Genomic DNA, 26545 nt, shown 5'->3' on the forward strand with positions numbered 1-26545 from the left:
CACAAAGGAGCAAGACCGAACGGATGACACCACGAAGGGGGACCCATACAGAGAACCCGACACGCACAGTGAGACCCGTACCGTAACGGACAAGGGTGGCCGGCCCCTGGCTCTTCCGCGCGAGAGCTTAGCGACTGGCACAAGATCCCGACAACGCTTCAAGACCGCGTGTCCCACGACAAAGATGGACGGTATGAGCACACCACCGCGTACACCGACGCCCGCCGACGTGGCCGCAGCCGCGAACCGCATCCGGCCACACGTTCGGAGGACGCCGCAGCTACGGACCGAAATCGACGGTCGGCCCGTGGTGTTCAAGCTGGAGCACCTGCAGCGCAGTGGTTCGTTCAAGCTGCGCGGCGCCGTCAACGCACTGCTCGCGGGCCCCGCTCCACGCCGTGTCGTCACGGCTTCGGGCGGCAACCACGGCCTCGGTGTCGCGACGGCCGCGCAGGCGCTCGGCCTGCCTGCCGTCGTGTACGTGCCCGAGTCCGTGCCGCCCGCGAAGGCCGCCGGGATCGAGGCCGCCGGCGCGAAGCTGATCCGCCACGGCGCCACGTACGCGGAGGCGGCGGCCGCCGCGCTGGCCGTCGGCGACGAACCCGGCACGCGTTACCTGCCGGCCTACGACGACCCCGACGTGGTCGCCGGCCAGGGCACCGTGACCGCCGAGATCGTCGCGGACGACCCGGACGTCGACGCCGTGGTGGTCGCCGTCGGCGGGGGCGGGCTCGCCGCGGGCACGGCGCTGGCGGCCGACCGGCGGCGCGTGTTCGCGGTCGAGCCGGAGCGCTGCCAGGCGCTGCACGCCGCGCTCGAAGCCGGTCAGCCGGTGGACGTCACGCTCGACTCCGTGGCCGCGTCTGCACTCGGCGCGACCCGCGTGGGCGAAGTGCCCTTCCGGATCCTGAACGCCCCGAACGTCACGTCCGTGCTGGTCAGCGACGCCGAGCTGCTCTCCGCGCGCGACCGGCTCTGGGCCGATTTCCGCCTGGCCGTGGAGCCGGCCGCGGCGGTCCCGCTCGCGGCGTGGCTCGCCGGTCGCGTGCCCGCCGCGCGGCCCTGTTTCGTCCTCTGTGGAGCGAACACGAGCGTTACTTTCGTGTGAGGTCGTAGACGGTCGTGCCGTCGACGGTCGTCGCGGGGAAGTTCTGCTCGACCCAGGTGGTGATCTGCCCGGCCGTGCCGCGGCTGCCGCCGAAGCCGCCGCGACCGCCGGCTCGGCCGGCCACGAAGTAGTGCACCTCGCCGGCGCCGACGTACTGCTGGAACTGCGCGAGCGTCGGCGCCGGGTCGCTGCCGCTGAAGCCGCCGATGGCCATCACGGGCTTGCCGCTGCTGAGCGCGAGGCCGGCCGACTGCATGGCGCCGGTCTGCGCGGCAGCCCACTTCGTGGTGGTCGCCTGGAGAAGTCGATCAAGATCCACTGTGGACGCGGTCGTCCCGCCGAAGCCGCCGCGGAATCCCCCGCCACGCTGGTTCGCCGGCCCCGACGACGGCTGGCCGCCGGTGTGCGCGGTCGCGGCCGTGACGACGGTGAAGGACGCCGTGCCGAGCAGCGCCGCCACGAGCCCGAGCACGGCGACCGCCGGGGCCGCACGTCGGAGCGAGCCGGCGCCGAAGAGCACGGCCGCCGTGCCGAGCGCGCCCAGCACCAGCACGGTGTAGCGCAGCCACGGCTGCCACTCCGGCGTGCGGGCGAGCAGGATGAAGGCCCACACGGCCGTGGCCGCGAGCATCAGGGCGAGCACCGCGCGCGGGGCGAAGTGCGCGCGGCCGCGCCACAGCTCGCGGGCCGCGATGGCGATCGTCGCCGCGATGCCGGGCGCGAGCGCGACCGTGTAGTACGGGTGGATGATCCCGCTCATGTAGCTGAAGACCACAACCGAGACGACCATCCAGCCGCCCCACAGCAGCAGCGCGGCGCGCGTGCGGTCGGTGCGCGGGGCGCGGCGGGTGAACCACAGCCCGGCGACGAGCCCGATCAATGCGGCGGGCAGCAGCCAAGACGCCTCGCCGCCGAACTGCTCGGTGAACAGCCGCGTGAGGCCCGTTCCGCCGCCGAAGCCGCGGAAACCGCCACCGCCGCCGGCGGCGGCCCGGTCCGGCAGCTCGAAGCCGGCGGGCAGCTCGGGCCGGGCGCCACCGCCCCCGCCGTGGCCCTGGCCGAAGATCCGGCCCAGCCCGTTGTAGCCGAAGGCCAGCTCCTGCACGCTGTTGTTCGTGGAACCGCTGATGTACGGGCGGTCAGCCGCGGGCCACAGCGCGACGGCCAGCACCCACCACCCCGCCGACACGAGCACCGCACCGGCCGCGGCGAGCAGCTGCCACACGCGCCGGCCGAGCGACGTCGGCGCCGCCACCGCGTAGGCGAGCACGAACGCCGGCAGCACCAGGAAGGCCTGCAGCATCTTGTCGAGGAACCCGAACCCGATCGCGACGCCCGCGAGCAGCAGCCACTTCGTGCTCGCGTGCTCCAGCGCGCGCACCACGCAGTAGCCTGCGGCGACCAGGAGCAGCACGAGGAACGCGTCGGGGTTGTTGAAACGGAACATCAGGGCCGCCACCGGCGTCAACGCGAGCGCGGAGCCCGCGAGCAATCCGGCGCCCGGCCCGGAGAGGCGCCGCACCGCGAGGTAGAGCAGGCCGACGGACGCGACGCCCGCCAGCGCGTCGGGCACCAGCATGCTCCAGCTGGAGAAGCCGAAGATCCGGCCGGAGAGCCCCATGACCCACAGCGAGAACGGCGGTTTGTCGACCGTGACCACGTTGCCCGGATCGAGCGAGCCGAAGAACCACGCCTTCCAGCTCTCGGTGCCGGCCTGCACGGCCATGGCGTAGAAGTCGTTGCCCCAGCCCGAAATCGCGACATCGGTGACATACAGCGCAGCCGTCGCGATCAGGAGCACCGCGACCGCCGGCCGTACCCATCTGGGCCGCTCCGTCGGCGGGGCCGCGGGTGTCGGGTCCACTGTGGTCGGTCCGGGCGCGGTGAGGGCACTCGTCATGCGGCCATGCTCACGACGCGGTTTGTGGGCTCCTTGTGCGCTTCCTGTGCGCGTCCTGTGAGACATTCACGACCGGGTGATAGCCGGGTCACGGTATTCCGGGAACATGGCGACGAACTCGGTTCGTCCGGGCTCGCTGAACACCGAGACGCGGCCGCTGTGCGCGGCCACGACGGCGGCGACGATGGCCAGACCGAGGCCCGTGCTGCCGGCCGCGCGGGAGCGCGAGTTGTCGCCGCGGGCGAAGCGTTCGAACACGTCCGGCAGGATTTCCGGCGGGATGCCGGGGCCGTCGTCGAGCACCGAGAGCCGCACCCAGCCGTCCTGTGTGGACAGCGCCGTGGTCACGGTGGTGCCGGGCGGGGTGTGGGTACGGGCGTTGCCCAGGAGATTGAGCACGACCTGGTGCAGCTGGCCGGCGTCGCCGAGCACGCTGATCGGCTCGCCGGGAGCCTCGAGCCGCCACTTGTGGTCGGGGCCTGCCACGTGGGAGTCGGCGACGGCGTCGGCCACCAGGCGTGAGAGGTCCACCGGCTCGGGCACGACGGGGCGGCCGGAGTCGAGCCGGGCGAGCAGCAGCAGGTCCTCCACCAGCGTCGTCATGCGTGCCGACTCGGACTCGACGCGGTTCATGGCGAACGCGACGTCGGGCGGCACCTGCTCTTTGCTGCGCCGCGTGAGCTCCGCGTAGCCGCGGATGGCGGCCAGCGGCGTGCGCAGCTCGTGGCTCGCGTCGGCGACGAACTGGCGCACGCGGCTTTCGCTGGCCTGGCGGGCTTTCAGCGCGTTGGCGATGTGGCCGAGCATGCGGTTGAGCGCGAAGCCGACCTTGCCGACCTCGGTGCGCGGGTCGGTGTCCACTTCGGGCACCCGCTCCGACAGCGCCACCTCGCCGCGGTCGAGCTGCAGTTCCGACACGCGCGACGCGGTGGCGGCCAGCCGGTCGAGCGGCGCCATGGTGCGCCGGATCGTCACCGCGCCCGCGACGCCGGCCACGATGATGCCGCCGAGCGCGACCCCGCCGAAGATGAATCCCAAGCGCCACAACGTGTCCGTGACGTCCGAGAGCGGCAGGCCGACCACGGAGAAGTCGCCGGACGGGGAGAACGACGCGATCACCCGGTAGTCGCCGAGGTCGCCGCCGAGGTCGATGGTGCGGCGGTGGCCGTCGGGCGGGAGGCCGAGCAGGAGCTTCTGCTGCGCGGTGGAGACCGACTGCAGCGGCGGCTTGACCTTCGACGGCGTCGCGGAGCCGAAGTTGAGCACGGCCGCGCGCACGGCTCCGTTGTGGACCTGGACGGCGAGCGTGCCGTCGCCCTGGCCGAGCACGCGCAGCGGGTCGGGGGGCGGTTTGTCGCCGTAGATCCACGGTGGCCGGTCGCCGCTGCGGAAGCCGCGGTCGGTCGCCGCGGCGAGGCGCTTGTCGACCTGGCCGACGAGGAAGTCCTGCAGCGCGAACTCCGTGACCACGCCGACGACCAGGCAGACGAGCGCCAGCAGCGCCGCCAGCTGCACGATCAGCCGGCGCCGCAGCGACCACGGCCGGCGCGCGGGCACCTCAGCCGGCGGGCTTGAGGACATACCCCGCGCCGCGCATCGTGTGGATCATGGGCTCGCGGTCGGCGTCGATCTTCTTGCGCAGGTAGGAGATGTAGAGCTCGACGATGTTGGCCTGGCCGCCGAAGTCGTAGCTCCACACGCGGTCGAGGATCTGCGCCTTGCTCAGCACGCGCTTGGGGTTGCGCATGAGGTAGCGCAGCAGCTCGAACTCCGTGGCGGTGAGCGGCACGAGGTCGCCGCCGCGGTGGACCTCGCGGCTGTCCTCGTCGAGGGTCAGGTCGCCGACCACGAGCTGCGAACCGCTGGCGCCCGTCACCCCGTTGGCACGCCGGAGGAGGGCGCGCAGACGGAGCGCGACTTCTTCGAGGCTGAAGGGTTTGGTGACGTAGTCGTCGCCGCCCGCGGTGAGTCCGGCGATGCGGTCTTCGACGGCGTCCTTCGCGGTGAGGAACAGCACCGGCAGGAACGGCGCCTCGGCGCGCATGCGGCGCAGCACCTCGAGGCCGTCGAAGTCGGGCAGCATCACGTCGAGCACCACGGCGTCGGGCCGGAAGTCGCGCGCCACGCGGACGGCTTCCGTGCCGTCGCCCGCGCTGCGCACCTCCCAGCCCTCCATGCGCAGCGCCATGGCGACGAGCTCGGCCAGCGTCGACTCGTCGTCCACCACCAGCACCCGCACCGGGCTGCCGTCGGCGCGGCGCAACTCGTCCTTGCCCCGGCCGGGCGACGTCGCGTTCATACTGCTCATGGTGCCATCCTCGGGGCCGGTGTTCAGGCCGAGCTGTGCGGCGACTGTGCGTTTCCTGTGCGGTGGTCAGCCGTTCGTGGCCTTCTTGCACAGCCTCAACCCACTCCGGACACAGCTCCCGCACAGCGGCGGCCGCGACTCTCGGTTCGACAGTCAAGACCCGGAGGAAAACACCATGACGACCGATCCAGCACAGGGCGCCACGTGGGGCGCCCCTGGCGGCGAGCCACCGGCGGCCCCGAAGAAGTCGTGGTCGGGCCGCAAAACGGCGATCGCCGCGGGCGTCGCGGTGGTCATCGCCGTGGGCGGCGGCCTCGCGATCTGGGCGGGGACCAGCTCCAATGACGCCTCGGCGCAGCAGGGCCCCGGCGGCCCCGGCGGCTTCGGCGGCCCTGGCGGTCAGGGCGGCCCTGGCGGTTTCGCCGGCCGCGGTGGTTTCGGCGGCTTCGGCGGCGGCGGCGCCGCCCTCCGCGACGCCCTCCACGGCGACTTCGTCGTCACCGACCCCAACGGCGGCTACGTCACCGAACGCCTCCAGACCGGCGCCATCACCGAGATCAGCGCGACCTCCGTCACCCTGACCAGCAAGGACGGCTACAAACAGACCTACGTCCTCGACTCGTCCACCCAGAAATCCGCGACGACCCCCAAGACCGGCGACAACGTCACCGTCATCGCCAAACTCAACGGCACCACCGCCACCGCCACCTCCCTGCAGTCCGCCACCGCCACCCAACGCACCCCCGGCGGCACCGGCCAGCCCGGCCAGGGCCGCCGCCGCTACGGCAACTGACCGGGCTCCCCCGACGCCGGCGCTGCCGCCCCGACCACCATTGGGCGGTGACGCCGGCGTCGTCGTTTCGGGCACGACCGGTCCACTCGCGGTGCTGGGCTTCGCCCCTCTTGCCCGTTCGCCCCGCCGACCGCGCACGACCGGTCCACTCGCGCCTCCGACTCCAACGCGAACAACCCCACCCACGGGTCCTCTTCCGCAGAAGTTGTGCGCGACTGGACCCCTCGTATCACCGCGCCCCGGGCGACGGGTCCCTTCGCGACGCACAGCGCGAAAGGTTCACTCGCGCGACGACCACACCATGACACCTCGTGCGGCAAACCCGGCATCACAGGTTCAGTCGCACCACCGCGCAGCACGATCGGTCCCATCGCAGGAGCCGGCTCGGCACGATCGGTCCCATCGCAGGAACGGCTCGGCACGAGCCGTCCCATCGCGACGCGCCAGCACACGACGACCGGTCCAGCCGTGTCGCCGACCCGACCCGGCCAGCCCACTCGCCTGCGCGAATTGGCACGACCGGTCCCCTCGCGCCACTGCGACGGCACGACCAGTCCACTCGCGAGGTGACGCCCCACCAGCCTCCGAGCCCGACCGGCCCTCTCACGAAACCAGCTCGGCACGACCGGTCCACTCGCGCAGCAAACTAGGCACCATCGGTCCACTCGCGAGGTCCGGCCCGGTCCCCTCGCGCAGCCCACCCGAACCCATCGGTCCCCTCGCGCAGCCCACCCGAACCCATCGGTCCCCTCGCGCAGCCCACCCGAACCCATCGGTCCCCTCGCGCGACCCACCCGAACCCATCGGTCCCCTCGCGCGGCCAACCCCGGCCCACACCGAAACGGCTCACCGCCGCCCCGCTCAACCAAACGTGCGCCCCCTTCCCAAAGCGCACCAAAACGCCGCCGTCGGTGCGTAGGTTGGCCGGGTGCGGGACATCAACGGGTCGCTGGCGCGTCAGTCGCTGCTGGTGGCGCTCGTCTGTCTGGTGTGCGACGTCGCCCTGTTCACCCTGCGCGGGCCGCTGCCCGAGGCCGGGTGGCGGGGCTGGGTGGTGCTCGCCGGAGCGGTCATCGTGGACGCAGCCCTGGCCGGGGCGGCCCGGTATTCGGGCTGGGTGGCGGCCGGACACGCCGCACTCTTCGTCGCGGCCCCGCTGTTGCTCTGCACCTGCACCGGCTTCGTAGTCGGCAACAACGCGGGCATCCTCGTCGCCGGGTATCGGGCCGGGGCGTGGTTGCGGGTGGGGCCGGCGGTGGTGGCGCTCGTCGCGATGCTGGCGGGGGTCGGGGCGGGCGAGCTGCTGGGCGGGGGCCGGGGCGCGAACCCGGCGCTCGTCGCGATCAGCATGGCCGTGTCGGCGGTGCTGCCGTGGCTCGTCGGCCGGTACACGACGGCCCGGGGCGCCTACATTGCCGACCTCGAGCGGGAAGCCGAAGAGCGCCGAAGGCACGAAGCCGAAGCAGTGCGGCGGGCCGTTCTCGAAGAGCGCGAGACCATCGCGCGCGATCTGCACGACGTGATCTCCCACCACGTCAGCGCGATCGGCGTGCACGCCGGCGCCGCGCGGCTCGGGCTGCCCAAGGGGGAAAGCCAGGTCCACAAGTCCCTCGGAGCGGTCGAGTCGGCGAGCCGCTCCGCGATGGCCGATCTGCGCCGCCTGCTGGATCTGCTGCACGCGCGCGGCGACGAAGCCGCCCAGCCCGGGCTGGACAACCTCGACGAGCTGCTCGACACCGTCCGCGCCGCGGGCCTGCCCGTGCGTCTCACGGTGCACGGCGACGTCCGCGAAGTCCCCGGCTCGCTCGACGTCGCCCTCTACCGCATCGCGCAGGAAGCCCTCACGAACGCGTTGCGCCACGGCACCGGACCCGTGGAGCTGGAGCTGGACCACCGGCGCACGGAGATCGTTCTGACCGTCACCAACGAGGCCGGCCGCCCCGTCCCGCAGCGCGACGGAGCCCACCGCGGCCTCGCCGGGATCCGCCAGCGCGTGACGCTCTTCGGCGGCGAAGTCACGTACGGCCAAAAGGACAACACCTGGCAGGTCAAGGCCGGCTTCCCGCTGGAGGTGGCGTGAGCACACCACCGCGCCGGCCCGGCCACGCCGCCGGCCAATCGCCCCGCAAGAAACAGGAGGTCGCATGATCCGCGTGCTGCTCGCCGACGACCACGCCATGTTCCGCTCCGGCATGCGCGCCCTCCTCGACACGCAGCCCGACTTCGAGTGCGTCGGCGAAGCGGCCGACGGGCGCGAAGCCGTGGCGGAAACCCGGCGCCTCAAGCCGGACGTCGCGGTCCTCGACGTCCGCATGCCCCGCCTCGACGGCCTCGCCGCGACCGAGGCCATCCTCGCGACCCCCGGCAACGACACCCGCGTACTGGTCCTGACCACCTACGACGCCGACGAGTACGTCTACCGCGCCCTGCGCGCCGGCGCCAGCGGCTTCCTGCTCAAGAGCCTGGCCCCCGAAGAGCTCGTGGCAGCCATGCGCGTCGCGGCGCGGGGTGACGCGTTGATCGACCCGTCGGTCACGCGCCGGCTCGTGGCCAGCTTCGCCACCAGCCTCGAGCCCCGCGCCACCGAGCCGCCAGAGCTGGCGCGGCTCACGTCCCGTGAGCGCGAGGTGCTGCTTCTCATAGCCGACGCGCGCAGCAACGCGGAGATCGCACGCCAGCTTCACGTCGGCGAGGAGACTGTAAAGACGCACGTCTCGCGCGTGCTCGCGAAGCTCGGCCTGCGCGACCGCGTGCACGCCGTCGTCTACGCCTACCGCAACGACCTGGTCGCGAAAGAGGCCACCTAGGAGGAACCCCCGTGAAACGCTGGATCACGCTGGCCATCGGCGCGGTGCTGGTGCTGGTGGGGGCCGTCTGGGTCCTGCAGGGCGCCGGCGTCATCACCGGCAGTTTCATGACCGGTCAGAAGCTGTGGTTCCTGATCGGGCTGGTCGCGATCCTCGTCGGGGTCGTGGCCGTCGCCGCCACAGCTCGGCGGTCCACGAAGAAGTAGCTCAGGCGGGCATCAGCTCGAAAATGGGGTAGCCCGCCGCGATCTCGCGCAGCTTCTCCTCCGGCGCCTTGGCGTCCACGCCGTCGAAGAACACGCCGACCTCGAACTTCCAGCGCTTGAGGTACGCGCGCAGCAGCACGGGCTTCTCGTCGTCGGCCAGCTCGCGGTAGGTGAAACCCTCCACGCGCTTGCCGACGCGCAGCTGCCCCTTGCCGGCCACGCGCAGGTTGCGCACCCACTGCGTCTCGCCGCGCGGCGCGACCAGGTAGCGGCCGCCCTCGAACGGCAGCAGGTTCACCGGCACCTCGCGGATCTCGCCGGTCTTGCGGCCGCGGACCATCAGCACGCGGCTGCCGACCACGCTCACGCCCCGCTTGGTCAGCCACTGCACGAAGTTGTTGAACGAGTTGGTGGCCTTGGCGGGCTTGATGTAGCGCTTCTCGGTGTTCATCTCAGGACCTCCAGGTTCTTCGAGAGCACTGCTCTCCGTTGAGATCAGTGAACACCACGCCGCGCTCAGAGTCAAGAGCAGTGCTCTCCATTTTGTGCAACGCTCTCGAAGTGGCACACTGGTCCCCATGACCGCCACCAGGACCGCCCGCGAACGTGCCCGCGCCGAGCTGACGCAGGAGATCAAGGACGAAGCCCGCCGCCAGCTGGCCGAGGTCGGCGCGCACGGGTTGTCGCTGCGCGCGGTCGCGCGCGAGCTGGGCATGGTGTCCTCGGCGCTCTACCGCTACTTCCCCAGCCGCGACCGCCTGCTCACCGAGCTGATCATCGACGCCTATGACGCCGTCGGCGAGGCCGCGGAGAAGGCCGACCCGGGCACCGGCGACCCGCGCGAGCGCTGGCACGCCGTCTGGCAGGCCACCCGCGCGTGGGCCAAGGCGCACCCGCACGAGTACGCGCTGATCTACGGCTCGCCGATCCCCGGCTACCAGGCGCCGCAGGACACGATCGTGCCCGCCGCGCGCGTGGCGCAGGCGATGGCGAAGGTGCTGCTGGAGGCCGATCCGCACGAGCCGGCCGTCACGGCCCCGATGTCCGCCGAGCTGCGCGGACAGGCCGAGGGGCTGGCCCGGGCCCTGGGTGCGAACGCGCCGGCCGAGGTCGTGACGCGGCTGATCGGCGCGTGGACGCAGCTGTTCGGCGCGATCAGCTTCGAGCTGTTCGGGCAGTACGTGGGCAGCGTCGACCCGTCCGACGCCTACTTCGAGCACCTGACCGGACAGATGGCCGACTTCGTGGGGCTGTGAACTAGCTGTGATGTCCGGGGACGTTGTTCTCGGTTGAGGTGAGGTCGGCCTGTCGTGCAGACAGGCGAAGGCCTCCGGTTGTGAAGTGGAGCTGTTGAGGAACCGCTTCACCAACGGGAGGCCTTCGTGTCCCACCCTAATGCTGCGTTGACCCCGCGGGCCCGGTTGCGTCTTGCTCGGTTGATTGTCGAAGAGGGCTGGACCGCGACTACTGCGGCGAGAATGTTCATGGTCGCGCCGCGCACGGCCGGCAAGTGGGCCGCGCGGTATCGCGCCGAGGGTCAGGCGGGTATGGCCGACCGCAGCTCCCGGCCACACCGCAGCCCGGCTGCAACACCTGAGCAGCTCGTGCGCCGGATCGTAGGGTTGCGGTGGCGGCAGCGGTTGGGGCCCGTGCAGATCGGTGGCCGGCTGGGTATGCCCGCTTCCACCGTGCATGCGGTTCTGACCCGGTGCCGGATCAACCGGCTTGCCCGCATCGACCGGGTCACCGGAGAACCGTTGCGTCGCTATGAGCACGACCGCCCCGGCTCACTGATCCACGTCGACGTGACCAAGTTCGGCAACATTCCCGACGGCGGCGGCTGGCGTTACGTCGGCAAACGGCAGGGCAAGCGCAACCGCACGCAGACCGCTTACCGCACCGGAGAACGCGACAGGCACCACGGACCCAAACTCGGCACCGCCTACCTGCACACCGTCATCGACGACCATTCCCGGGTCGCCTACGCCGAGATCTGCGCGGACGAGACCGCCGCGACCGCCATCAGCGTCCTGCACCGGGCCGTTACCTGGTTCGCCGACCGCGGCGTCACCACCGAGCGAGTGCTCTCCGACAACGGCTCGGCCTACCGCTCGTTCGCGTGGCGCGACACCTGCACCGCTCTTGGCCTCACCCACAAGCGGACACGGCCCTACCGCCCGCAAACCAACGGGAAGATCGAAAGATTCCACCGCACCCTGGCCGACGGCTGGGCCTACGCCCACTTCTACAAGTCAGAAGCCGACCGTCGAGCCGCCCTACCAGCCTGGCTCCACTTCTACAATCACCACCGACCCCACAGCGCCATCGGAGGCCACCCACCGATCACCCGGCTGACCAACCTCCCTGGACATCACAACTAGCCCTCTCGGGACGGTTCGCCGACGGCGGAGAGACGGTACGTTCGCGCGTGACGACTTCGCGGGGAAGGTGGTTCGACGTGGCGGGATGGGCCGAGCGGGTCAGCAGGGTCCGGGTGGTCGGGACCGGCGTGATGGGGCGCGGCATCGCCCAGCTCGCCGCGACCGGCGGGGTCACGGTCGAGCTGGCCGACCTCGACCTCGACGCGGTGCGCTCCGCGCTCGACTACGTGCACGGCATGCTCGACAAGCTGGTCGCGAAGGGTCGCCTGTCCGAGGCCGAGGGACGCGCCGCCAAGGAGCGCCTGGTGATGGTGGACGCGCCGTCCGCGCCGGCCCAGGACGTGGACCTCGTGATCGAGGCCGTGCGCGAGGACCTCGAGGCCAAGCGCGTGCTGTTCGGCAAGCTCGAGCAGGTCTGCCGGCCCGACACGGTTTTCGCAACCAACACGAGCTCGCTGTCGGTCACGGAGATCGCCGCGGGCCTGACCGACCCGACGCGTGTGGTCGGCCTGCACTTCTTCAACCCCGTGCCGCTGATGCGGCTGGTCGAGGTCGTCCCCGGCGTCCGCACGGTCGAATGGCTGCCCGAAGAGGCGCTGAAACTGGTGCGCCGCTGGGGCCACGAACCCGTGCTCGCGAAGGACGCGCCGGGCTTCCTAGTCAACCACGCCGGGCGCGGCCTGAACACCGAGGCGCTGCAGATCCTGTCCGAGTCGGTCGCCGAGCCGGCGGACGTCGACCGCATCGCGCGAGACGTGCTGGGGCTCAAGCTCGGACCGTTCGAGCTGCTCGACCTCACCGGTCTCGACGTCTCCCACGCCGTGCTCGAAAGCATCTGGAGCGGCTTCCACTCCGAGCCGCGGCTGCGCCCGTCGTGGCTGACGCGCCCGCGAGTGGCGGCGGGGCTGTTCGGGCGCAAGAACGGCGAGGGCTTCTACCGCTACGTCGACGGCAAGCAGGAGGTCGCGCCCGAACCGGCCGCGCCGCCGGCCCCCGACAAGCCCGTGTTCACCGCCGAGGAACGCCTCGGCCGCCTGCTCACCGCCGCCGGCGTGCAGGTCGTCGCCGACGCGTACCCCGACGCCGTGCTGCTGGTGTCACTGCGCGGTGAGTCCACTTTGGACGCCGCCGCGCGCGCCGGCCTGCCCGCCTCGCGCGTCTGCGGCGTCGACGCCCTGGGCGGCTACGAAGGCCGCCTCACCCTGTCCGTCCACCCGGGACTCGACCCCGCCGCGGGCCGCGCCGCGTGGGGCGCGCTGGCCGCCACGGGCCGCCCGGTGACCATCGTGCAGGACGGCCCCGCGCCCGTCGCGCAGCGCCTGCTGGCCTCGATCGTCAACACGGCGTGCTACATCGCCGCCCAGAACCTCGCCGAGCCGGCCGACATCGACACCGCCGTCCGACTCGGCCTCGGCTACCCGCGCGGCCCCCTGGAATGGGGCGACCTCGTCGGCGCGGACAAGGTGCTGCGCGTCCTCACGGGCCTGCACCAGTCCACAGGGGACCCGCGCTACCGGCCGAGCAGCTGGCTCGTGGAACGCGTCGCGCTCGGCCTGCCGCTCACCGCGAAGGGCACGCGGCCCGCCGATCTGCTCTGACGCCACCGGAACCGCGGGGGTGCCGCCCCGACCGCGGCGCCCCCGGCTCCGAAAGCGTCAGTCGAAGCTGCAGCCCGGGTTCGGCGCGTCGTCCGACAGCGGCGCGCCGTGGGGCAGGACGTAGAGGACGTCGAGGACCATCGGCGTGGTGCCCTCGTTGCGGCCGATGTGGACGTGGTCGGCGCCTGCCGGTTCCATGATGGGGGCGCCCTGGTGGTAGACGCCGTCGACGGCGCAGTCGGATTCGTAGTGGGTGAGCGTGCCGGAGCGGACCCAGCCGTAGAGGTTGCCCTCGTGGGTGTGCCAGCCGGTGGAGCCGCCCGGGGCGAGGGTGATCTCGCGCAGGACGAAGTCGGTGTTGCCGGCCGTCCACTGGGAGATCAGGGTCGCGCTGACGCCACGACCGGGCGTGGCCGACGCGACGGACGGCACGAGCAGGGTGGCGAGAGTGGCAACGCCGGCGACGGCGACCGTGGCGAGCTTGCGCATGGAAGACCTTTCTCGATGATCTTCCGTGAAGTTACCCCACAAACGGTTGTCTGAAAGTTCCTGACTTGCCGTCCACGCGGGCACTTCTCACCCGCCGGGAACGCCCACAATGGACAGATCGCCCACGCCGGAGCCGACGTGGGTGACCCTGGCCACTCACCAGCGATGGTCGACCGCCCCCGCCGGCGTCCACACGATGTAGCCGCCCTGGAAGTCGCTGCGGAACCCGTTGGCGCCGTAGCGGTACTCGTCCGACGTCGGCAGCCCCAGGTAAGACTTCTCCCACCCGAGCGCGGCCCAGCGCTTGCGGATCTCGCCCTTCACGTTGTGCGCGCCCGTCGCCGGGCTCCAGTAGATCGACGCGTTGCCGCTGAAGTGGTTGTAGCGCGCGGCCCCGTTTGGCGTGGCGGTTTCGTCCGTGGTCGGGTAGCCGAGGCCGCGTTCCCAGCCGTACGCCGCCCACTTCTGCTTGATCGCCCCGCCGATCTCGTGCGCACCGGTCGATGGTGTCCAGTAGATCGAAGCGCCGCCGGTGAAGTGGTTGTACCGGCCGACGCCATCCGGGGTCACCGATTCGTCGGTGGTCGGGTAGCCGAGGCCGCGTTCCCAGCCGTACGCGGCCCACTTCTGCTTGATCGCCCCGCCGATCTGGTGCGCGCCCGTGGCCACGGTGTAGTAGATCGAGCCGCCGCCGCTGAAGTGGTTGTACCGGCCGACGCCGTCGGGGGTGCCGGCCTCGTCGTTGATCGGGTAGCCCATGGTCTTTTCCCAGCCCAGCGCCGCCCACTTCGCCCGGATCTGGCCCTGGATCGAATGCGCGCCCGTCGACGGCGTCCAGTAGATCGACGCCGCCTGCGTGCCCGGCGTGCCCTGCAGGTGGTTGTAGCGGCCGACGCCGTCCGGAGTCGGCGTCTCGTCGGTCACCGGCGGCCCGTAGGCCTGGTGCCCGCCGATCGCGAGGTACTCGGCGAGGATCTGGCCGCCGATCTCGCGCACGCCGGTCGCCGCGGTCCAATACAGGCGCGCGTTGGCGTACGGGCGGTAGTGCACCGGGCCGTCGACCACCTCGGGACCGCTCGCCGCGCCGGCGAGCGTGCGCAGCGCGGGTTCGGCGGCGTAGCGCTGGTCGATCGCGGTGGCGTAGTTCGCGGTCAGCGTCGTGTCGCTCGCGCCGACGGTGATCGACCACGACGCGGTGGCCGGCCCGTCCTGCCAGCCGGTGAACTTCGACGCGCCGTCGCTGCCCAGCGTCGACGCCGTCACGTCGAACGTCGCGCCCTCGGTGACCATCGCGCTGCTCACGCCGCCCTCGCTGGGGATGCTCAACGCGGCCGGCTGCGTGCTCACGAGCGTGAGCCGGTGCTGGCGCGGCAGGGCGACGTAGGTCTTGCTCGCCTTCACACCGGCGCTGTCGGTGACCGTCGCGGTGAACTCCATGCGCGAGTCGGTGTGGTCGGTGAACGGCACGGACAGCGACGGGCCGGTCGCGCCGTCGTCGGGGTGCACGTGGCACGCGCCGAGGTCGGGGCAGTGCCGGATCAGCGACGTCCACGTGACGGGCAGCGTGCCGTCCTCTTCGTCGGTGGCTGTGGCGGTCAGCGAAACCGGCTCGCCGACGGCGAAGGTCTTGTCCGGAGTGGACAGTTCGAGGTCGGGCGAGTGGTTGCCCGGAGCCACCGCGACAGTCGTGGTCCCCTTGGCGCCCAAGGGGTCCTGGGCGGTGAGGGTGGCCGTGAACGACGCGCCGGTGCCGTACTGGTGACTCGCCGTCACGCCCGTCGCCGTGGTGCCGTCGCCGAAGTCCCAGGTGTAGGTGAGCGCGTCGCCGTCGAAGTCGTACGAACCGCTGGCGTCGAAGGAAACCGTGCGCGTGCCGGGGTCAGTCGACGATGTCGCCACCGCGACCGGCGCCGCGTTGTTCGTCGAGTAGCTCAGGCGGCGCAGGCGGCTGCCGTTGAGGTCGGCGAACACGATGTCGCCGTTGGGCGCCGAGGAGATCCGCGTGACGCCGCCGATGTTCGCGAACGGCGGCGGGTTCACCGGAGCCTGAGTGAGGGCGCCCTGTGCGTTGTACTTGAGCGTCCACATCTTCTGGCCCGCGTAGTCACCGAAGAAGTACGCGCCCTGGTACGCGGCCGGGTAGGTCGTTCCACTGTAGACAACGCCACCGGTGACGCTGTTGCCGTTCGCCGGCCCGTCGCCGTGCTGGTGTTCCCACAGCGGCGGGGTGTTCACGACGTGGGCGCAGCGCGCGTCGGTGCTGTAGCCGGGCGTCGGGTGGTTGCCTTCCCAGCACGGCCACGCGAGGTTCGCGCCGGGCTGCACCACGTCGATCTCTTCCCACAGGTACCAGCCGACGTCGCCCACCACCGGCAGGCCGCTCTTCGGATCGAGCGTGAAGCGGAACGGGTTGCGGAAGCCGCTCGCGAACACCTTGCTGCGCGTGGAGTCCGGGGCCGAAGGGTCGTAGAACGGATTGCTCGGCACGCCCTTGCCGTCCGGCGTGATGTGCAGGATCTTGCCGTGGGGCGAGTCGAGGTCGAGCGCCACGAAAGCGACCTCGTTGGTCTTGCCCGCGTCACCGTTGTCGCCCACCGAGTACCACAGCGTGCCGTCGGGCGCGGGGATCACGGTGTCGAGGCCGTGGATGTAGTACTGGCTTCCGGGCAGCTCGAAGATCACCTTCTCGTCGGCGAGGCCGGAGGGGTGGCCCGAACCGTCGAGGGTCACGGTGAAGCGCGCGGCGCGCAGCACGTACTGGCCGCCGCCCGTGCTCACGGCGCGGTTGAGGTAGATCTGGTGCGAGGTCGTGTAGTCCGGGGCGAGCGCGACGCTCGTGAGCCCCATGTCGCCCTGTGTCTCGACCGGGAAGTTCGCGATCCGCACGGGGTCGCCCGAGCCGTTGGCCGGGACCCAGTTGACGGCACCGCTCTTGCCCAGCGCCAGCACGCTGTCGTCGGGCAGCCACGCGAAGTCGGTGAAGTCGTAGGGCGAGAGCCCGGTGGGCGTGTCCCGCAGCACGAAGCCGGCGGGCAACGTCGGCGCCGCGTCATCGGCCGCCGCGGCGGACGCGGTGATCGGGACCAGCGCCACGGCCAGCACGGCGGCCGTCAGCAGCGAGCGGAGTTTGTTCCAGGCCATGCGGTGTGCCCCTTCGTGAGTGATCGGTTATCGCTCACGAAGAGGACGTTGTTACCGCATCCGGGTGAATTTCGTTAAGCACCGGCGGATGTCACCCGGACCTGCGAACGCTGTGCACATTCGAACACCTGAGCCCACCCCGGATGGTTGATGCGAGGGCTCATCAACCGCTACGACAAGCTCTCCCTCGGCGCGATCCCGGGCACCGGGGGCACGAGATCAACCTGCGTAAGGACGAAAAAGAAGTGGGGGCGCCGGTTCCGACCGGCGCCCCCACTTCGCGTTTCACCCACCCGTCAGGGCGTCAGGGCACGACCTGCACGACGTCGCCGACGTGGAGGGTGTTGAAGAACTTCAGCGACGACGTCGCCGAGAGGTGCACGCAGCCGTGCGAGTACGTCTTCAGGCTGCCGGTGTGGAAGGCGTCGCCGGGGTAGAAGAACACGGAGTTCGGCATGGGTGCGTTGTCGAACTCGCGGCTGTAGTGCATCTTCTCCTTCGACAGCACGTGGAACGAGCCCGTCGGCGTGGCGTTGCCCTTGCGGCCCGGCAGCATCGAGACGGGGCCGTAGATCACCTTGCCGTCCTGCAGCAGCCACGCCTTGTGCGCCGAGATGTCCACACACGCGGCCGTGCCCGACGCGGCGGCGGCCTTGGCGCACGGCACGTCGGCGGCCGCGGTCACCGGCGGCTTCGGCTTGGTCGTGGTGGGCTTCGGCTTGGTGGTTGTCGGCTTGGGCTTCGACGTGCTCGTGGCCGGCGAGCTGGTGGTGGCCGGGGCGCTGCTCGTGGTCGCGGGCGCGCTGCTCGACGTCGCCGCGGAGGTCGTCGCCGAGGTCGTCGGCGCACCGCCGCCGGCACCCGCCTCCACCGCGCCACCACCGGTCACGTTGGCGGGCGACGCACCACCGCCGGAACACGCGGCGAGCACGAACGCGCTGGCCACGGCCGCGATCCCCACCAGAAGCCTCTTCACGATCCGGTACCCCCAGGGAACTCGATCAGGTCGAACTTGTCACGGGGATAGACGACCGTCCCCCGGTGGTGGTTGCGGCCCGAAGGTCACGATTTCGGCGCGGCTCCACCCCCGGGTGGACGCGAGGATCCACCCGGAACCCGCCCGTGAGCCGACGAAACGGCAGGTCGAAAGGACGAATCTGGGTGTCACCACCGACCAAGGAGCCCCCGATGAACCCGCTGACCCTCCTCGCCTACTTCGCCATCGCGGCCCTCGTCCTCTACCGAGTCGTCTACAAGCAGCTGCGCGGCACGCTGCTGAGCCGGAAGTCGCTGGTCACGATGCCGCTCGTGCTCACCGCGATCGGCGTGTTCACCACGGCCCAGGCGCTGCCGAAGGCGAGCACCGGCGAGCTGGTGCTGCTCGGCGCGGACATCGCGGTGCTGATCGTGCTCGGCCTCGCCCGCAGCGCGAGCACCACGCTCACGGCGCGCGGCACCACGACGTTCCAGAAGGGCTCGGCGCTGACGCTGGTGCTGTGGCTCGCGACCATCGGCGCCCGCGTCGGCTTCGGTTTCCTCGGCGGCTACCTGGGCTTCGGCAGCGGCCTGACCTCGGCGTCGATCCTGCTGACGCTGGGCCTGAGCATCGGGGTCCAGAACGCGCTGACCTACTACCGCATCCAGCAGCGCGGCCTCCCGCTGGCCGAGCAGAGCCGGCCGGCGGTGCGCGCCTGACGATCCACCGCGAAGTCCTCCCGACCGCACCCGGTCGGGAGGACTTCGTCATCCCCGGACCTGCGCCACCACGCGCGCGTACATCCGCGCGGGGCTCGGCACCGCGTGCAGGAACCCCGGCAACGGCGGCAGATCACGGACGAACGGGCCCAGCCGCGCGTACAGCGCGTCGGCGCCGGAAGGACGGTCTGCCGGATCCTTGGCGAGGGTCGCGGCGAGCAGGGCGTTGAGCGCGGCGGGGACCCCCGGCACGGCGGCGGGCGCGTCCTTCACCTGCTTCTCGAACACGGCGTACGCGGTGGGGCCGGTGAAGAGCTGACGGCCGGTGAGCATCTCGTGCAACGCGCAGCCCAGCGCGTACAGGTCGCTCCGCGGCTCCGCGAGGCCGCGCTGGATCTGCTCCGGCGCCATGTACGACGGCGTACCCAGCAGCTGGCCGGCCCGCGTGAAGCGGGCGACGTCGGCTTCACGCAGCACGGCGAGGCCGAAGTCCATCACCTTCACGCTGCCGTCGGGGCAGAGCATGAGGTTGGCGGGCTTGAGGTCGCGGTGGCAGACGGACCGGGCGTGGGCCGCCGCGAGCACGGCGGCGGTCTGGGCCGCGATGGCCGCCGCCCAGGGGACCGGCAGCGGACCGTGCTCGGCGAGGAGATCGGCGACGGTGACGCCGTCGACGAACTGCATGACCTGGAACAACCGGTCGTCGTGCGTGCCGAAGTCGTACAGCGTGGGTACGCCGGCGTGGTCGAGCGTCGCGAGGATGCGGGCTTCGCGGGCGAAGCGTTCTTCGAGCTCTTCGTCGCGGCCGGGCAGGCGCAGCAGCTTGATGGCGACGCGCCGGTCGAGCCGCCGGTCGTGCCCGCGGTGCACCGCGCCCATCCCGCCCCGGCCCAGCGGCAGCTCGTCGACCTCGTAGCGATCGGCGATGAGCATGGTTTCCCTTCAGGCGCCGGGCCGCAGCCGTCCTTCGGCGAGCGCCGCAAAGCCTAGCCGGACCAGGTCACGGCCGATTTCCGCCGTCTCCCGCAGCGCCCGGTCGAACTCGGCGAGGGCACGGAAGGCGGCGCCGTACGAGCGTTGCTCGGCGAGCGGGTAGCGCGGCACTTTGAGCCGCCGCGCGTCGATGCGGGTCGAGGCGCTGTGCACGGGGAAATCGGCGGCGCGCAGGCAGCCGGCGAGGAACTCGGCGTCCAGGCGGTCCGGATCGACGCGGTAGAGGGAAAGCGCGGGGCCGAGTCGCACGGGCGGTCCACTGTGGACCTTGACGGCGCCGGTGACGGACGCGATCACGTCGCCTTCGTGCGCGATCACGGCCGCGCCGTCGGGGGCCGCGTAGCCGGTGGGGGCGCGGCCGGCCAGGACGTCGTCGGGGGTCAGCACGGGTTCGTCGCCGTCGCCCGTCCGCGTGGGCGCGTGGTGGATCTCCAGCGCGCCGGCCTTCACCAGCTCGCCGACGGTGGTGTGCGCCGGTTCCTCGCCCGTCGGCTGCAGGGGCGGGAGATCGAGGCCGACGCGGCTGAAAAGCCGTTGTGCGGCGAGGAAAGCCTCGCCGAGGTCTTCCCGGGCGGTGCGCCGCTGGGCGGGCGTGAGGTCGACGTCGTCGTCGAGGAGGTCGATGATGCGTTCGCCGGTGCCGTTGTCGAGGTGGTCGTGCCAGAGGGCTTCGGCGTCGTCGACGGTCGTCTCGGCGATCAGCGCGGTGGCGGGCGCGCGGGTGCCGGGCTCGGGTCTGGTGAGCAGCCAGAGGTCGGTGCCCGGGGCGAGGGTGAGCACGGCGCGCAGCGCGCCCGCGCGCAGGAGGTTGGCGCGGATGCGTTTGCCGCTGCGCCTGCCGGCCGCGGCGCCGGGCATCAGGACGGCGACGGTGCCGCCGGGCTTCACGCGCGCCAGGCAGTGCTGCACCCACGCCAGCTCCGACTCGCCGCGCGGCGGCAGGCCGTACTCCCAGCGCGGGTCGCCGACCAGCTCTTCGTGGCCCCAGGCGCGTTCGTTGAACGGCGGGTCGCAGAGGACGACGTCGGCCTGCTGACCGGTGAAGGCGTCTTCACGCAGGGAGTCTCCGGCGTGGATCTCGGTGTCGGCGCCGTGGAGACGCAGGCGCAGGGCGGCGATGCGGGCAGTGGTGAGGTCGCTGTCCTGGCCCTGGGCGCGGGCGGCCTCGGCGACGAGGAGCAGGGAGCCGAAGCCGCACGCCGGGTCGAGCACGGTGGTCCCTTTCGCGCCGGTGAGGCGGACCATCAGGCTCGCGTACGCGGGCGTCGTCGGGGAGACGCGTCGCGCGTGGGCTTCGAAGTAGCGTTCGCAGAGCTGCTCGAAGGTCCAGGTCGCCCCGTTCACCGTGGCCGCCTGGGCGAGGAGGGTGAGCAGCTCGGGGTCGTCCGTCGGACGTTCGGTGGCGTGGGCGAGGTACTCACCGGCGTCGGCGACGCGGGTGCCCAGCTCCAGGTCGTCTCCGAGGGCGCGCAGCCGTTGCCACGCCAGGTCGATCGGCGCGAGCTCCACGGGCCGGCCGCGGCCGGCCAGCCACGCCTGCACCTCGGGCAGCGAGAACAGCGGGCTGGACGCGGTGCCGCCCACCGGGCGCGGGAAGTCGTCGTGGCGCCGCCGCCAGTTGCTCACCGCGGCGCGGCGCACCCCCGCGAGCCGGGCGATGTCGGCGGCGGTGACCGTCGCGGTGTCGTCCATGGCCAGCACGATAGCTGATGACTGGAGTTTCCATCGTTTTGCTTGTTAACTCAGTCAACCAATGGTTACATGGTGGCATGGCCACCAACCAGACCCGGTTCACCCTGCGCTACGCCGCGGGCTCCGACACCGGGCGACGACGCTCGATCAACGAGGACTCCGTCTACGCCAGCGGACGCCTGCTCGCCGTGGCCGACGGTATCGGTGGTCAGCCCCACGGGGAAGTGGCCAGTGCCACCGCGGTCGGCGTGCTCGCGAGCCTGGACTCCGAGCTGCGCTCGCTCGACCTCACCTCGATCGACCTCCAGAGCACCCTCGCGGACGGCGTCCGGCGCATCGGCGAACGCCTCGCCGAGGTCGCCGAGCAGGACCCCGCCACCCACGGCATGGGCACCACGCTCACCAGCCTGCTCTTCGACGGCGTCCGCTTCGCCGCCGCCCACATCGGCGACTCCCGCGGCTACCTCCTGCGCGACGGCGAGCTGCACCGCATCACCCGTGACCACACCCTCGTGCAGGCCCTGGTCGAAGACGGCCGCATCTCCCAGGCCGACGCCATCGACCACCCGCGCCGCTCGCTGCTCATGAAGGCCCTCCAGAGCACCGGCTCGGGCGACCCCGACGTCTGGGAGTTCACCCCGCTGGCCGGCGACCGCCTCCTGCTCTGCTCCGACGGCCTCACCGCCGGCGCCGGCGAACCCGCCATCGCCGAAACCCTGGCCGCCGGCACCCCCGACGAAGCCGTCCCCGCCCTCATCACCCTCGCCAACGACGGCGGCGGCCCCGACAACATCACCATCGTCGTCGCCGACGTCGTCCCGGCCTGATCCCCACCCCCGGCCCACCTGCGGGACCGCACCACCCCATCCGGTACCCTTCTCCACGGAGGATTGGCCGAGCGGCCTAAGGCGCACGCTTGGAAAGCGTGTTGGGTTCACGCCCTCGCAGGTTCGAATCCTGTATCCTCCGCCGCAATAGCAGGCGAAACGCCGGGCAGCTTTCACGAGCAGCTCGGCGTTTTGTCGTTGCAGTCTCAATTCCCGTCTCAATTGCCATCCCGAGACTCACCACGCGCAAGACGCAGGAACTGCGACGACGGATCGCCCGTCCACCGGACGATCCGGATGGTTGCCGCGAACAGGTGGTCGCCGGGGCGGCTATGGTCGAGGTCGGCGTCGAGGTCCAGAAGTGCGCGGCCACCGCGGTCCGGCTCAGGCCGCGCCGGCGCGCCGCGCGCTGCGCGTCGAGCGCCCGGAGCGACGCGGCCGGGTCGAAGGTGCCGAACCGGTCCACCATCGCGTCACCCCGGGCCCGCCGCGGCACGCCCGTCCGAAAACCCGAATTTCCTTCCACATCCCCGATTTCGCCGGTTCGCGCCGCGCTCGGCTGGTCGGCCTACGGCCCGTTGGGCCGTTGCCGAAGCGTTGCTGATCGACACCCGTGCAGGCCACGGGGCTAGCCGAGGACCTCCGGAACCCACCCCGAACCCACGCGCTAGTCTCCTCCGCAGACTCGATCGTAGAAGTTCGGAGAGGTTCATCGGTGTCACGAATACCGGCCTGACCTGGGCGCGGCCACTCGCGCGCGAGCCTCGAAAACCGCAGGTCACCATGGCTGGAACACGGTTCGGGGGTCCCGTTACCGACCGCTGCCCGCGAGGCCCCGGACGTCACCCACGTCCGGGGCCTTGTCGATTCTCCCCCAGTTCCTCACTTACCGAAGACACCTGATCACGCTAAGTTTGTACGTGGTCGTTCCAGCCCCGACGCACCGAGGAGTCCGCCCCCATGCCCGGAGTGGAAGAGATCCGCGCTGGCATCGCGCTCGCGAACGAGAAGGCGTCCGCGAGCATCGCCGCCCTGCAGCAGGCAGCGCAATCTCTCGAAGAAGCCCAGTTGTCGCTTTCCCAGGCGACGCAGGGCAGCAGTCAGCACGAGGTCAACCAGGCCCACGGTCTGCTGGCCGAAGCGCTGAACGGAATCACCGGGATGCAAAGCACCATCCAGGCCAGTATTTCGTCGGCCGACTCCTACTCGGCCCGGTTGTAACCGCATGTCGGGACTCGCCGAGATCCACCAGTTGCTCACCGCCGCGATGACGGGCCTCACCGACGGGCGCGCCCACGCCGAGCGGGCCAAGTCCCTGCTCGGGGACGCCCGCAGAGCGCTCGTCGACGCACAGGCGAAAGCCGATCCTTGGCTGCCGACGCAACTGGACCAGGCCGACGAGGGACTCGACCACCTCCTCACCCGCCTAGCCGCCGCCGACGACCTGGTGAGCGGATATCAGTCACGTCTGTAGGGACGACCGCGCTATGAGCAGCACCGATGGCCAGTAAATCCGCCGAGCAGCGCAACCGCGTTCAGACGGCGCTGGACCGGGTCCGGCACCAGATCGGGCTCGTGCTCGGTGCCGCCGCCGGCGCCCGCGAGGCCGCGGAGGCCGACGTGGCGCGGCTCGCTCTTGAACAGGAAATCGTGCGGGTCGGCATGAACCACGCCGATGCCGAGCAGCAGACCGAATGGGCGCGGCACCCGGCCGCGCACGAGGTGTTCGCTTCGCTCGGCGGCGTGCGCAACGCGTTCTACACCGACTGGAGCTCGGGCCCGGGCGCCCTGCGGGACCTGGTGGCGGCCAACGCCCCGGGCCCCGCGGGGCGGCCGCCGAGCGAATGGCTCGGCCGGGTCGGGACCAACCCCGGCATCATCGCGCCGGGGCTGTGGCGCGTGGGCTCGGCGACGGCGGCCGGCCGCGACATCTCGCGGACGTTCGACGTCGCCGTGCCCCTGCTCGACGAGTCGCACCTGCAGATCACCTCGGCGCCCAAAACGCGGCCGGTGATCGACGGGATCGTGCAGAACCTGCTGATGCGGGTGCTCTCGACGTTCGAGCCCGGCGCCGTGAAGATCCACCTGTGGGACATCGGGCAGCTCACCGCGATCCTGCCCGACCTGTACCCGATCAGCCGCACCAGCGCGCTGTCGCTGTACGACCCGACGCGGCTGGAAGACCTCCTCGACGAGCTCGCCGGCCACATCCGCCGCATCCACGCCACCGGCATGCAGGCCGGGCACACGTCGTTGCGGGAGCTGCGCCGCGCCGGCAACCAGCGCGTGGAGCCGTACCGGATCGCGGTGCTCTACGGCAACGGCGAAACGCTGGAACCCGAGCTCGCGCGCGACCTCAAGCGCGTGGCCAGCGGCGCGCTCGCCGCGGGGATCTGCCTGATCCTGATCGACGTGCCCACGGCCGTGAGCGCGTCGGTCGAATCGCTGAGCCTGCTCGACGAACGGCGTGCGATAAGCAGCATGACGGGCACCGACCTCGTCGTCGACCTCGACCCGCCGCTGCCGTCCGGGCAGGTCATCCGCGCGGCCGGGCGGATCGCGGAAGCGTTGATCGCCAAGCAGGGTGGGCCGCGGTCGTTCGCCGACCTGCTGCCCACGGAGTTCGGTCAGGAGAGCTCGGCGCGGGAGCTGCGCGCGCCCGTCGGGTTCTACGAGGGCGAGGCCGTCGAGGTCGTGATCGGCGACGCCAGCCCGCACGCGCTGATCGGCGGGCCGAGCGGGTCCGGTAAGACGAACTTCCTGTACGCGCTGCTGGGCAGCCTCGCCGCGCGCTACACACCGGACGAGCTGGCGCTGTACCTCCTGGACTTCAAGGAAGGTGTGTCGTTCGCGGGCCTGGCGCCCGGCCGCAAGGACGCGAGCTGGCTGCCGCACGCGAAGCTCGTGGGTGTCAACGTGAACACCGACCGCGAGTTCGGCCTGGCGCTGCTGCGGTTCCTCGCCGACGAGCTGCGCCGGCGTTCGGCCGCCGCCAAGGAACACGAGGTCACGAACCTGGCCGACCTGCGCGAGCAGGACCCGGGCGGGCACTGGCCGCGGATCGTCGCCGTGATCGACGAGTTCCAGTACCTGTTCGCCGGGCGCGACCAGGTCACGGCCACGGCCACGCAGCTGCTGGAGGACATCGCGCGGCGCGGGCGTTCGCAGGGCATCCACCTCGTGCTGGCGAGCCAGGACGTCGCGGGCATCGAGGCGTTCTGGGGCAAGCCGGCGGTGTTCGAGCAGTGCACGCTGCGCATCGCCATGCCGAAGGCGCGGCGTGTGCTGGCGGAGACGAACAACGCGGCCGTGTCCGCGCCGAAGTGGCACGCCGTGATCAACCACGACTCCGGTGTGGCGCACGGAAACCTGCTCGCGCACATCCCGGACGCGAGCAGCCGCAACGTGTTCGTCGACCTGCAGCACAAGCTGTGGGAGCTCTACTCCGGACGCTTCCCGCGCCCCCGGCTGTTCGACGGCGCGCATTCGCCGGTGCTGGAACAGTTCCCGGCGTACACGGAGCTCAAGCCCACCTCGCGCCCACGTGCGTTGCTGGGCCAGTCGATCGACGTGACGGAGGCCGCGCAGGGCGTGGAGCTGCCGCGTGCGCCGGGTCGCAACGTCGCCGTGCTGGGCGGTGCGTCGGCCGAGGCACTGTCCATCATGGACTCCGCGGCTCGGTCGCTCGCGCGGCAGTACGAGATCGGCGAGGTCGAGTTCGTGCTGTTCTGCCCGATCGAGGCGTGCGCACCGGCCGTGCTGGAGCTGACGGAGCGGCTGCGCGCCGAGGGGCACATCGCGGACCTGATCGACGACCTGTCGGCTCTGCTGACCTCGATCGTCGAAGGGGAGCTCGGCGGTCCGTCGCGGATCCTGCTGCTGTACGGGGTGGACGCCGCGTTGCCCGCGTTGGAGACCAAGGCACCCGGCCAGCTCAAGAGCGGCCTCGACCACCTGCGCACGGTGCTCAAGACCGGCCCGGGCCACGGCGTGCACACCATCGGCTGGTGGCGCAGCATCGCGCGGCTCAAGGACACGCTCGGCTTCGGCGGCACCGACGACATCGGTACGTGGGCGGCGCTCGACGTGCAGGGCAACGAGCTTTCGCCGTTCGCCGCCGGCCAGGTCGTGCACTGGTCGCCGCGCCAGGGCCGCGCGTTGTTCTTCGACCGCACCACGCACGGCGCCCCCGAAGTGATCATCCCCTTCCAGCGCCCCGAGACCTCCGGAGACCCGTCATGACGGACGATGCCAGCGCGGCCATGCGCTACAAGGAGATCGTCGGCCTGGCCCGCGGCTCCGCCGACAACCTGCGGGCCTGGGAGCTCGCCCGCGCCGACGAGATCGACCACCAGCTCGCCGACGCGCACGCCGCCGTCTCCGCCGCGAAGGAACGCGAGGAGAAGGCGGCCGAACGCGCGTCGCGCTGGTGGAAGATGGCCCTGCACAACGTCGCCCGGCTGAACTTCCTCGAGCCGGCCGACGATCCGCAGCCGGTGTCGACGGCGCGGCCGCAGTACCTGGACCGGTATCTCGAGGAAGTGAAGCCGTCGTACCAGGAGCTGGTGCAGGCGGTGCTGGCGCTCGGGTGGCGGGCGAAACGCTGA

The 26545-nt window shown here is 71.5% G+C and carries 23 protein-coding genes and 1 tRNA gene; 15 read left to right on the forward strand and 9 right to left on the reverse strand.

Features of this window, described 5'->3' with window-relative positions; genetic code table 11:
- The first annotated feature begins 184 nt into the window (after nt 1–184).
- Complete coding sequence (locus ACQPXB_RS47165) at nt 185–1108, forward strand: serine/threonine dehydratase (protein ID WP_432848550.1); 924 nt, start codon at nt 185–187, stop codon at nt 1106–1108.
- On the opposite strand, the gene ACQPXB_RS47170 is transcribed toward ACQPXB_RS47165, so the two are convergent.
- The 3 genes from ACQPXB_RS47170 to ACQPXB_RS47180 all read right to left on the reverse strand — a co-directional run bounded on the left by ACQPXB_RS47170 (nt 1095) and on the right by ACQPXB_RS47180 (nt 5316).
- Entirely contained in the window at nt 1095–3008 is a 1914-nt protein-coding gene (locus ACQPXB_RS47170) for an ArnT family glycosyltransferase (protein WP_432848552.1), read from the reverse strand. The genes ACQPXB_RS47165 and ACQPXB_RS47170 overlap by 14 nt on opposite strands.
- A 66-nt stretch (nt 3009–3074) precedes the next feature.
- Nucleotides 3075–4589, reverse strand: a complete 1515-nt coding sequence (locus ACQPXB_RS47175) for a sensor histidine kinase (protein ID WP_386944595.1) — start codon at nt 4587–4589, stop codon at nt 3075–3077.
- Entirely contained in the window at nt 4567–5316 is a 750-nt protein-coding gene (locus ACQPXB_RS47180) for a response regulator transcription factor (RefSeq protein WP_285971785.1), read from the reverse strand. Before ACQPXB_RS47180 ends, ACQPXB_RS47175 begins: the two co-directional genes overlap by 23 nt.
- Nucleotides 5317–5491: 175 nt before the next feature.
- On the opposite strand from ACQPXB_RS47180, the gene ACQPXB_RS47185 reads away from it, so the two are divergent.
- The 4 genes from ACQPXB_RS47185 to ACQPXB_RS47200 all read left to right on the forward strand — a co-directional run bounded on the left by ACQPXB_RS47185 (nt 5492) and on the right by ACQPXB_RS47200 (nt 9122).
- The gene (locus tag ACQPXB_RS47185) at nt 5492–6109 is read left to right on the forward strand and encodes a hypothetical protein (RefSeq protein WP_432848554.1); all 618 of its coding nucleotides are present in this window, start codon (nt 5492–5494) and stop codon (nt 6107–6109) included.
- 928 nt (nt 6110–7037) lie between these two features.
- Complete coding sequence (locus ACQPXB_RS47190; RefSeq protein ID WP_432848556.1) at nt 7038–8189, forward strand: sensor histidine kinase; 1152 nt, start codon at nt 7038–7040, stop codon at nt 8187–8189.
- 64 nt (nt 8190–8253) lie between these two features.
- On the forward strand, nt 8254–8916 hold the full coding sequence (locus ACQPXB_RS47195; protein ID WP_432848558.1) for a response regulator: 663 nt from the start codon (nt 8254–8256) through the stop codon (nt 8914–8916).
- An 11-nt stretch (nt 8917–8927) separates the two neighbouring features.
- On the forward strand, nt 8928–9122 hold the full coding sequence (locus ACQPXB_RS47200) for a hypothetical protein (protein WP_432848560.1): 195 nt from the start codon (nt 8928–8930) through the stop codon (nt 9120–9122).
- A gap of 1 nt (nt 9123) precedes the next feature.
- Here ACQPXB_RS47200 and ACQPXB_RS47205 read toward each other — a convergent pair whose 3' ends face one another.
- The gene (locus ACQPXB_RS47205; protein WP_432848561.1) at nt 9124–9573 is read right to left on the reverse strand and encodes a nitroreductase family deazaflavin-dependent oxidoreductase; all 450 of its coding nucleotides are present in this window, start codon (nt 9571–9573) and stop codon (nt 9124–9126) included.
- Nucleotides 9574–9700: 127 nt separating this feature from the next.
- Here ACQPXB_RS47205 and ACQPXB_RS47210 point away from each other — a divergent pair, with 127 nt between their 5' ends.
- From ACQPXB_RS47210 to ACQPXB_RS47220, 3 genes are all read left to right on the forward strand, one after another.
- The gene (locus ACQPXB_RS47210) at nt 9701–10378 is read left to right on the forward strand and encodes a TetR/AcrR family transcriptional regulator (protein WP_366584065.1); all 678 of its coding nucleotides are present in this window, start codon (nt 9701–9703) and stop codon (nt 10376–10378) included.
- Nucleotides 10379–10504: 126 nt separating this feature from the next.
- Entirely contained in the window at nt 10505–11503 is a 999-nt protein-coding gene (locus ACQPXB_RS47215; RefSeq protein WP_432848563.1) for an IS481 family transposase, read from the forward strand.
- Between the two features lie 77 nt (nt 11504–11580).
- Nucleotides 11581–13101 carry a 3-hydroxyacyl-CoA dehydrogenase gene (locus ACQPXB_RS47220; RefSeq protein ID WP_386944582.1) on the forward strand — a complete coding sequence of 507 codons (1521 nt, stop codon included), beginning with the start codon at nt 11581–11583 and terminating at the stop codon, nt 13099–13101.
- Between the two features lie 57 nt (nt 13102–13158).
- Here the strand turns inward: ACQPXB_RS47220 and ACQPXB_RS47225 are convergent, their stop codons facing one another.
- From ACQPXB_RS47225 to ACQPXB_RS47235, 3 genes are all read right to left on the reverse strand, one after another.
- Complete coding sequence (locus ACQPXB_RS47225) at nt 13159–13590, reverse strand: cupin domain-containing protein (protein ID WP_366584067.1); 432 nt, start codon at nt 13588–13590, stop codon at nt 13159–13161.
- A gap of 156 nt (nt 13591–13746) precedes the next feature.
- Entirely contained in the window at nt 13747–16731 is a 2985-nt protein-coding gene (locus ACQPXB_RS47230) for a PQQ-dependent sugar dehydrogenase (protein WP_432848564.1), read from the reverse strand.
- Between the two features lie 304 nt (nt 16732–17035).
- On the reverse strand, nt 17036–17707 hold the full coding sequence (locus tag ACQPXB_RS47235; RefSeq protein WP_366584069.1) for a L,D-transpeptidase: 672 nt from the start codon (nt 17705–17707) through the stop codon (nt 17036–17038).
- Nucleotides 17708–17919: 212 nt separating this feature from the next.
- Here ACQPXB_RS47235 and ACQPXB_RS47240 point away from each other — a divergent pair, with 212 nt between their 5' ends.
- Complete coding sequence (locus tag ACQPXB_RS47240; RefSeq protein ID WP_366584070.1) at nt 17920–18426, forward strand: hypothetical protein; 507 nt, start codon at nt 17920–17922, stop codon at nt 18424–18426.
- A 48-nt stretch (nt 18427–18474) separates the two neighbouring features.
- Here ACQPXB_RS47240 and ACQPXB_RS47245 read toward each other — a convergent pair whose 3' ends face one another.
- Complete coding sequence (locus ACQPXB_RS47245) at nt 18475–19359, reverse strand: serine/threonine-protein kinase (RefSeq protein ID WP_432848567.1); 885 nt, start codon at nt 19357–19359, stop codon at nt 18475–18477.
- A gap of 9 nt (nt 19360–19368) precedes the next feature.
- A complete protein-coding gene (locus ACQPXB_RS47250) occupies nt 19369–21111 on the reverse strand; it encodes an N-6 DNA methylase (protein WP_432848569.1) in 1743 nt (580 codons plus the stop codon).
- Between the two features lie 77 nt (nt 21112–21188).
- Here ACQPXB_RS47250 and ACQPXB_RS47255 point away from each other — a divergent pair, with 77 nt between their 5' ends.
- From ACQPXB_RS47255 to ACQPXB_RS47280, 6 genes are all read left to right on the forward strand, one after another.
- Nucleotides 21189–21938: a PP2C family protein-serine/threonine phosphatase gene (locus ACQPXB_RS47255; protein WP_366584073.1), complete on the forward strand. Its 750-nt coding sequence runs from the start codon at nt 21189–21191 to the stop codon at nt 21936–21938.
- Between the two features lie 57 nt (nt 21939–21995).
- Nucleotides 21996–22080 (forward strand) — tRNA-Ser (locus ACQPXB_RS47260).
- A gap of 818 nt (nt 22081–22898) precedes the next feature.
- Nucleotides 22899–23159 carry a hypothetical protein gene (locus ACQPXB_RS47265; protein ID WP_220244957.1) on the forward strand — a complete coding sequence of 87 codons (261 nt, stop codon included), beginning with the start codon at nt 22899–22901 and terminating at the stop codon, nt 23157–23159.
- A 4-nt stretch (nt 23160–23163) separates the two neighbouring features.
- On the forward strand, nt 23164–23412 hold the full coding sequence (locus ACQPXB_RS47270; protein ID WP_285971769.1) for a hypothetical protein: 249 nt from the start codon (nt 23164–23166) through the stop codon (nt 23410–23412).
- Nucleotides 23413–23438: 26 nt separating this feature from the next.
- Nucleotides 23439–26180, forward strand: a complete 2742-nt coding sequence (locus tag ACQPXB_RS47275; RefSeq protein WP_366584074.1) for an FtsK/SpoIIIE domain-containing protein — start codon at nt 23439–23441, stop codon at nt 26178–26180.
- Nucleotides 26177–26545 carry a hypothetical protein gene (locus ACQPXB_RS47280; protein ID WP_360601296.1) on the forward strand — a complete coding sequence of 123 codons (369 nt, stop codon included), beginning with the start codon at nt 26177–26179 and terminating at the stop codon, nt 26543–26545. Before ACQPXB_RS47275 ends, ACQPXB_RS47280 begins: the two co-directional genes overlap by 4 nt.

It is taken from the genome of Amycolatopsis sp. CA-161197 (assembly GCF_050942255.1).
Taxonomy (GTDB): domain Bacteria; phylum Actinomycetota; class Actinomycetes; order Mycobacteriales; family Pseudonocardiaceae; genus Amycolatopsis.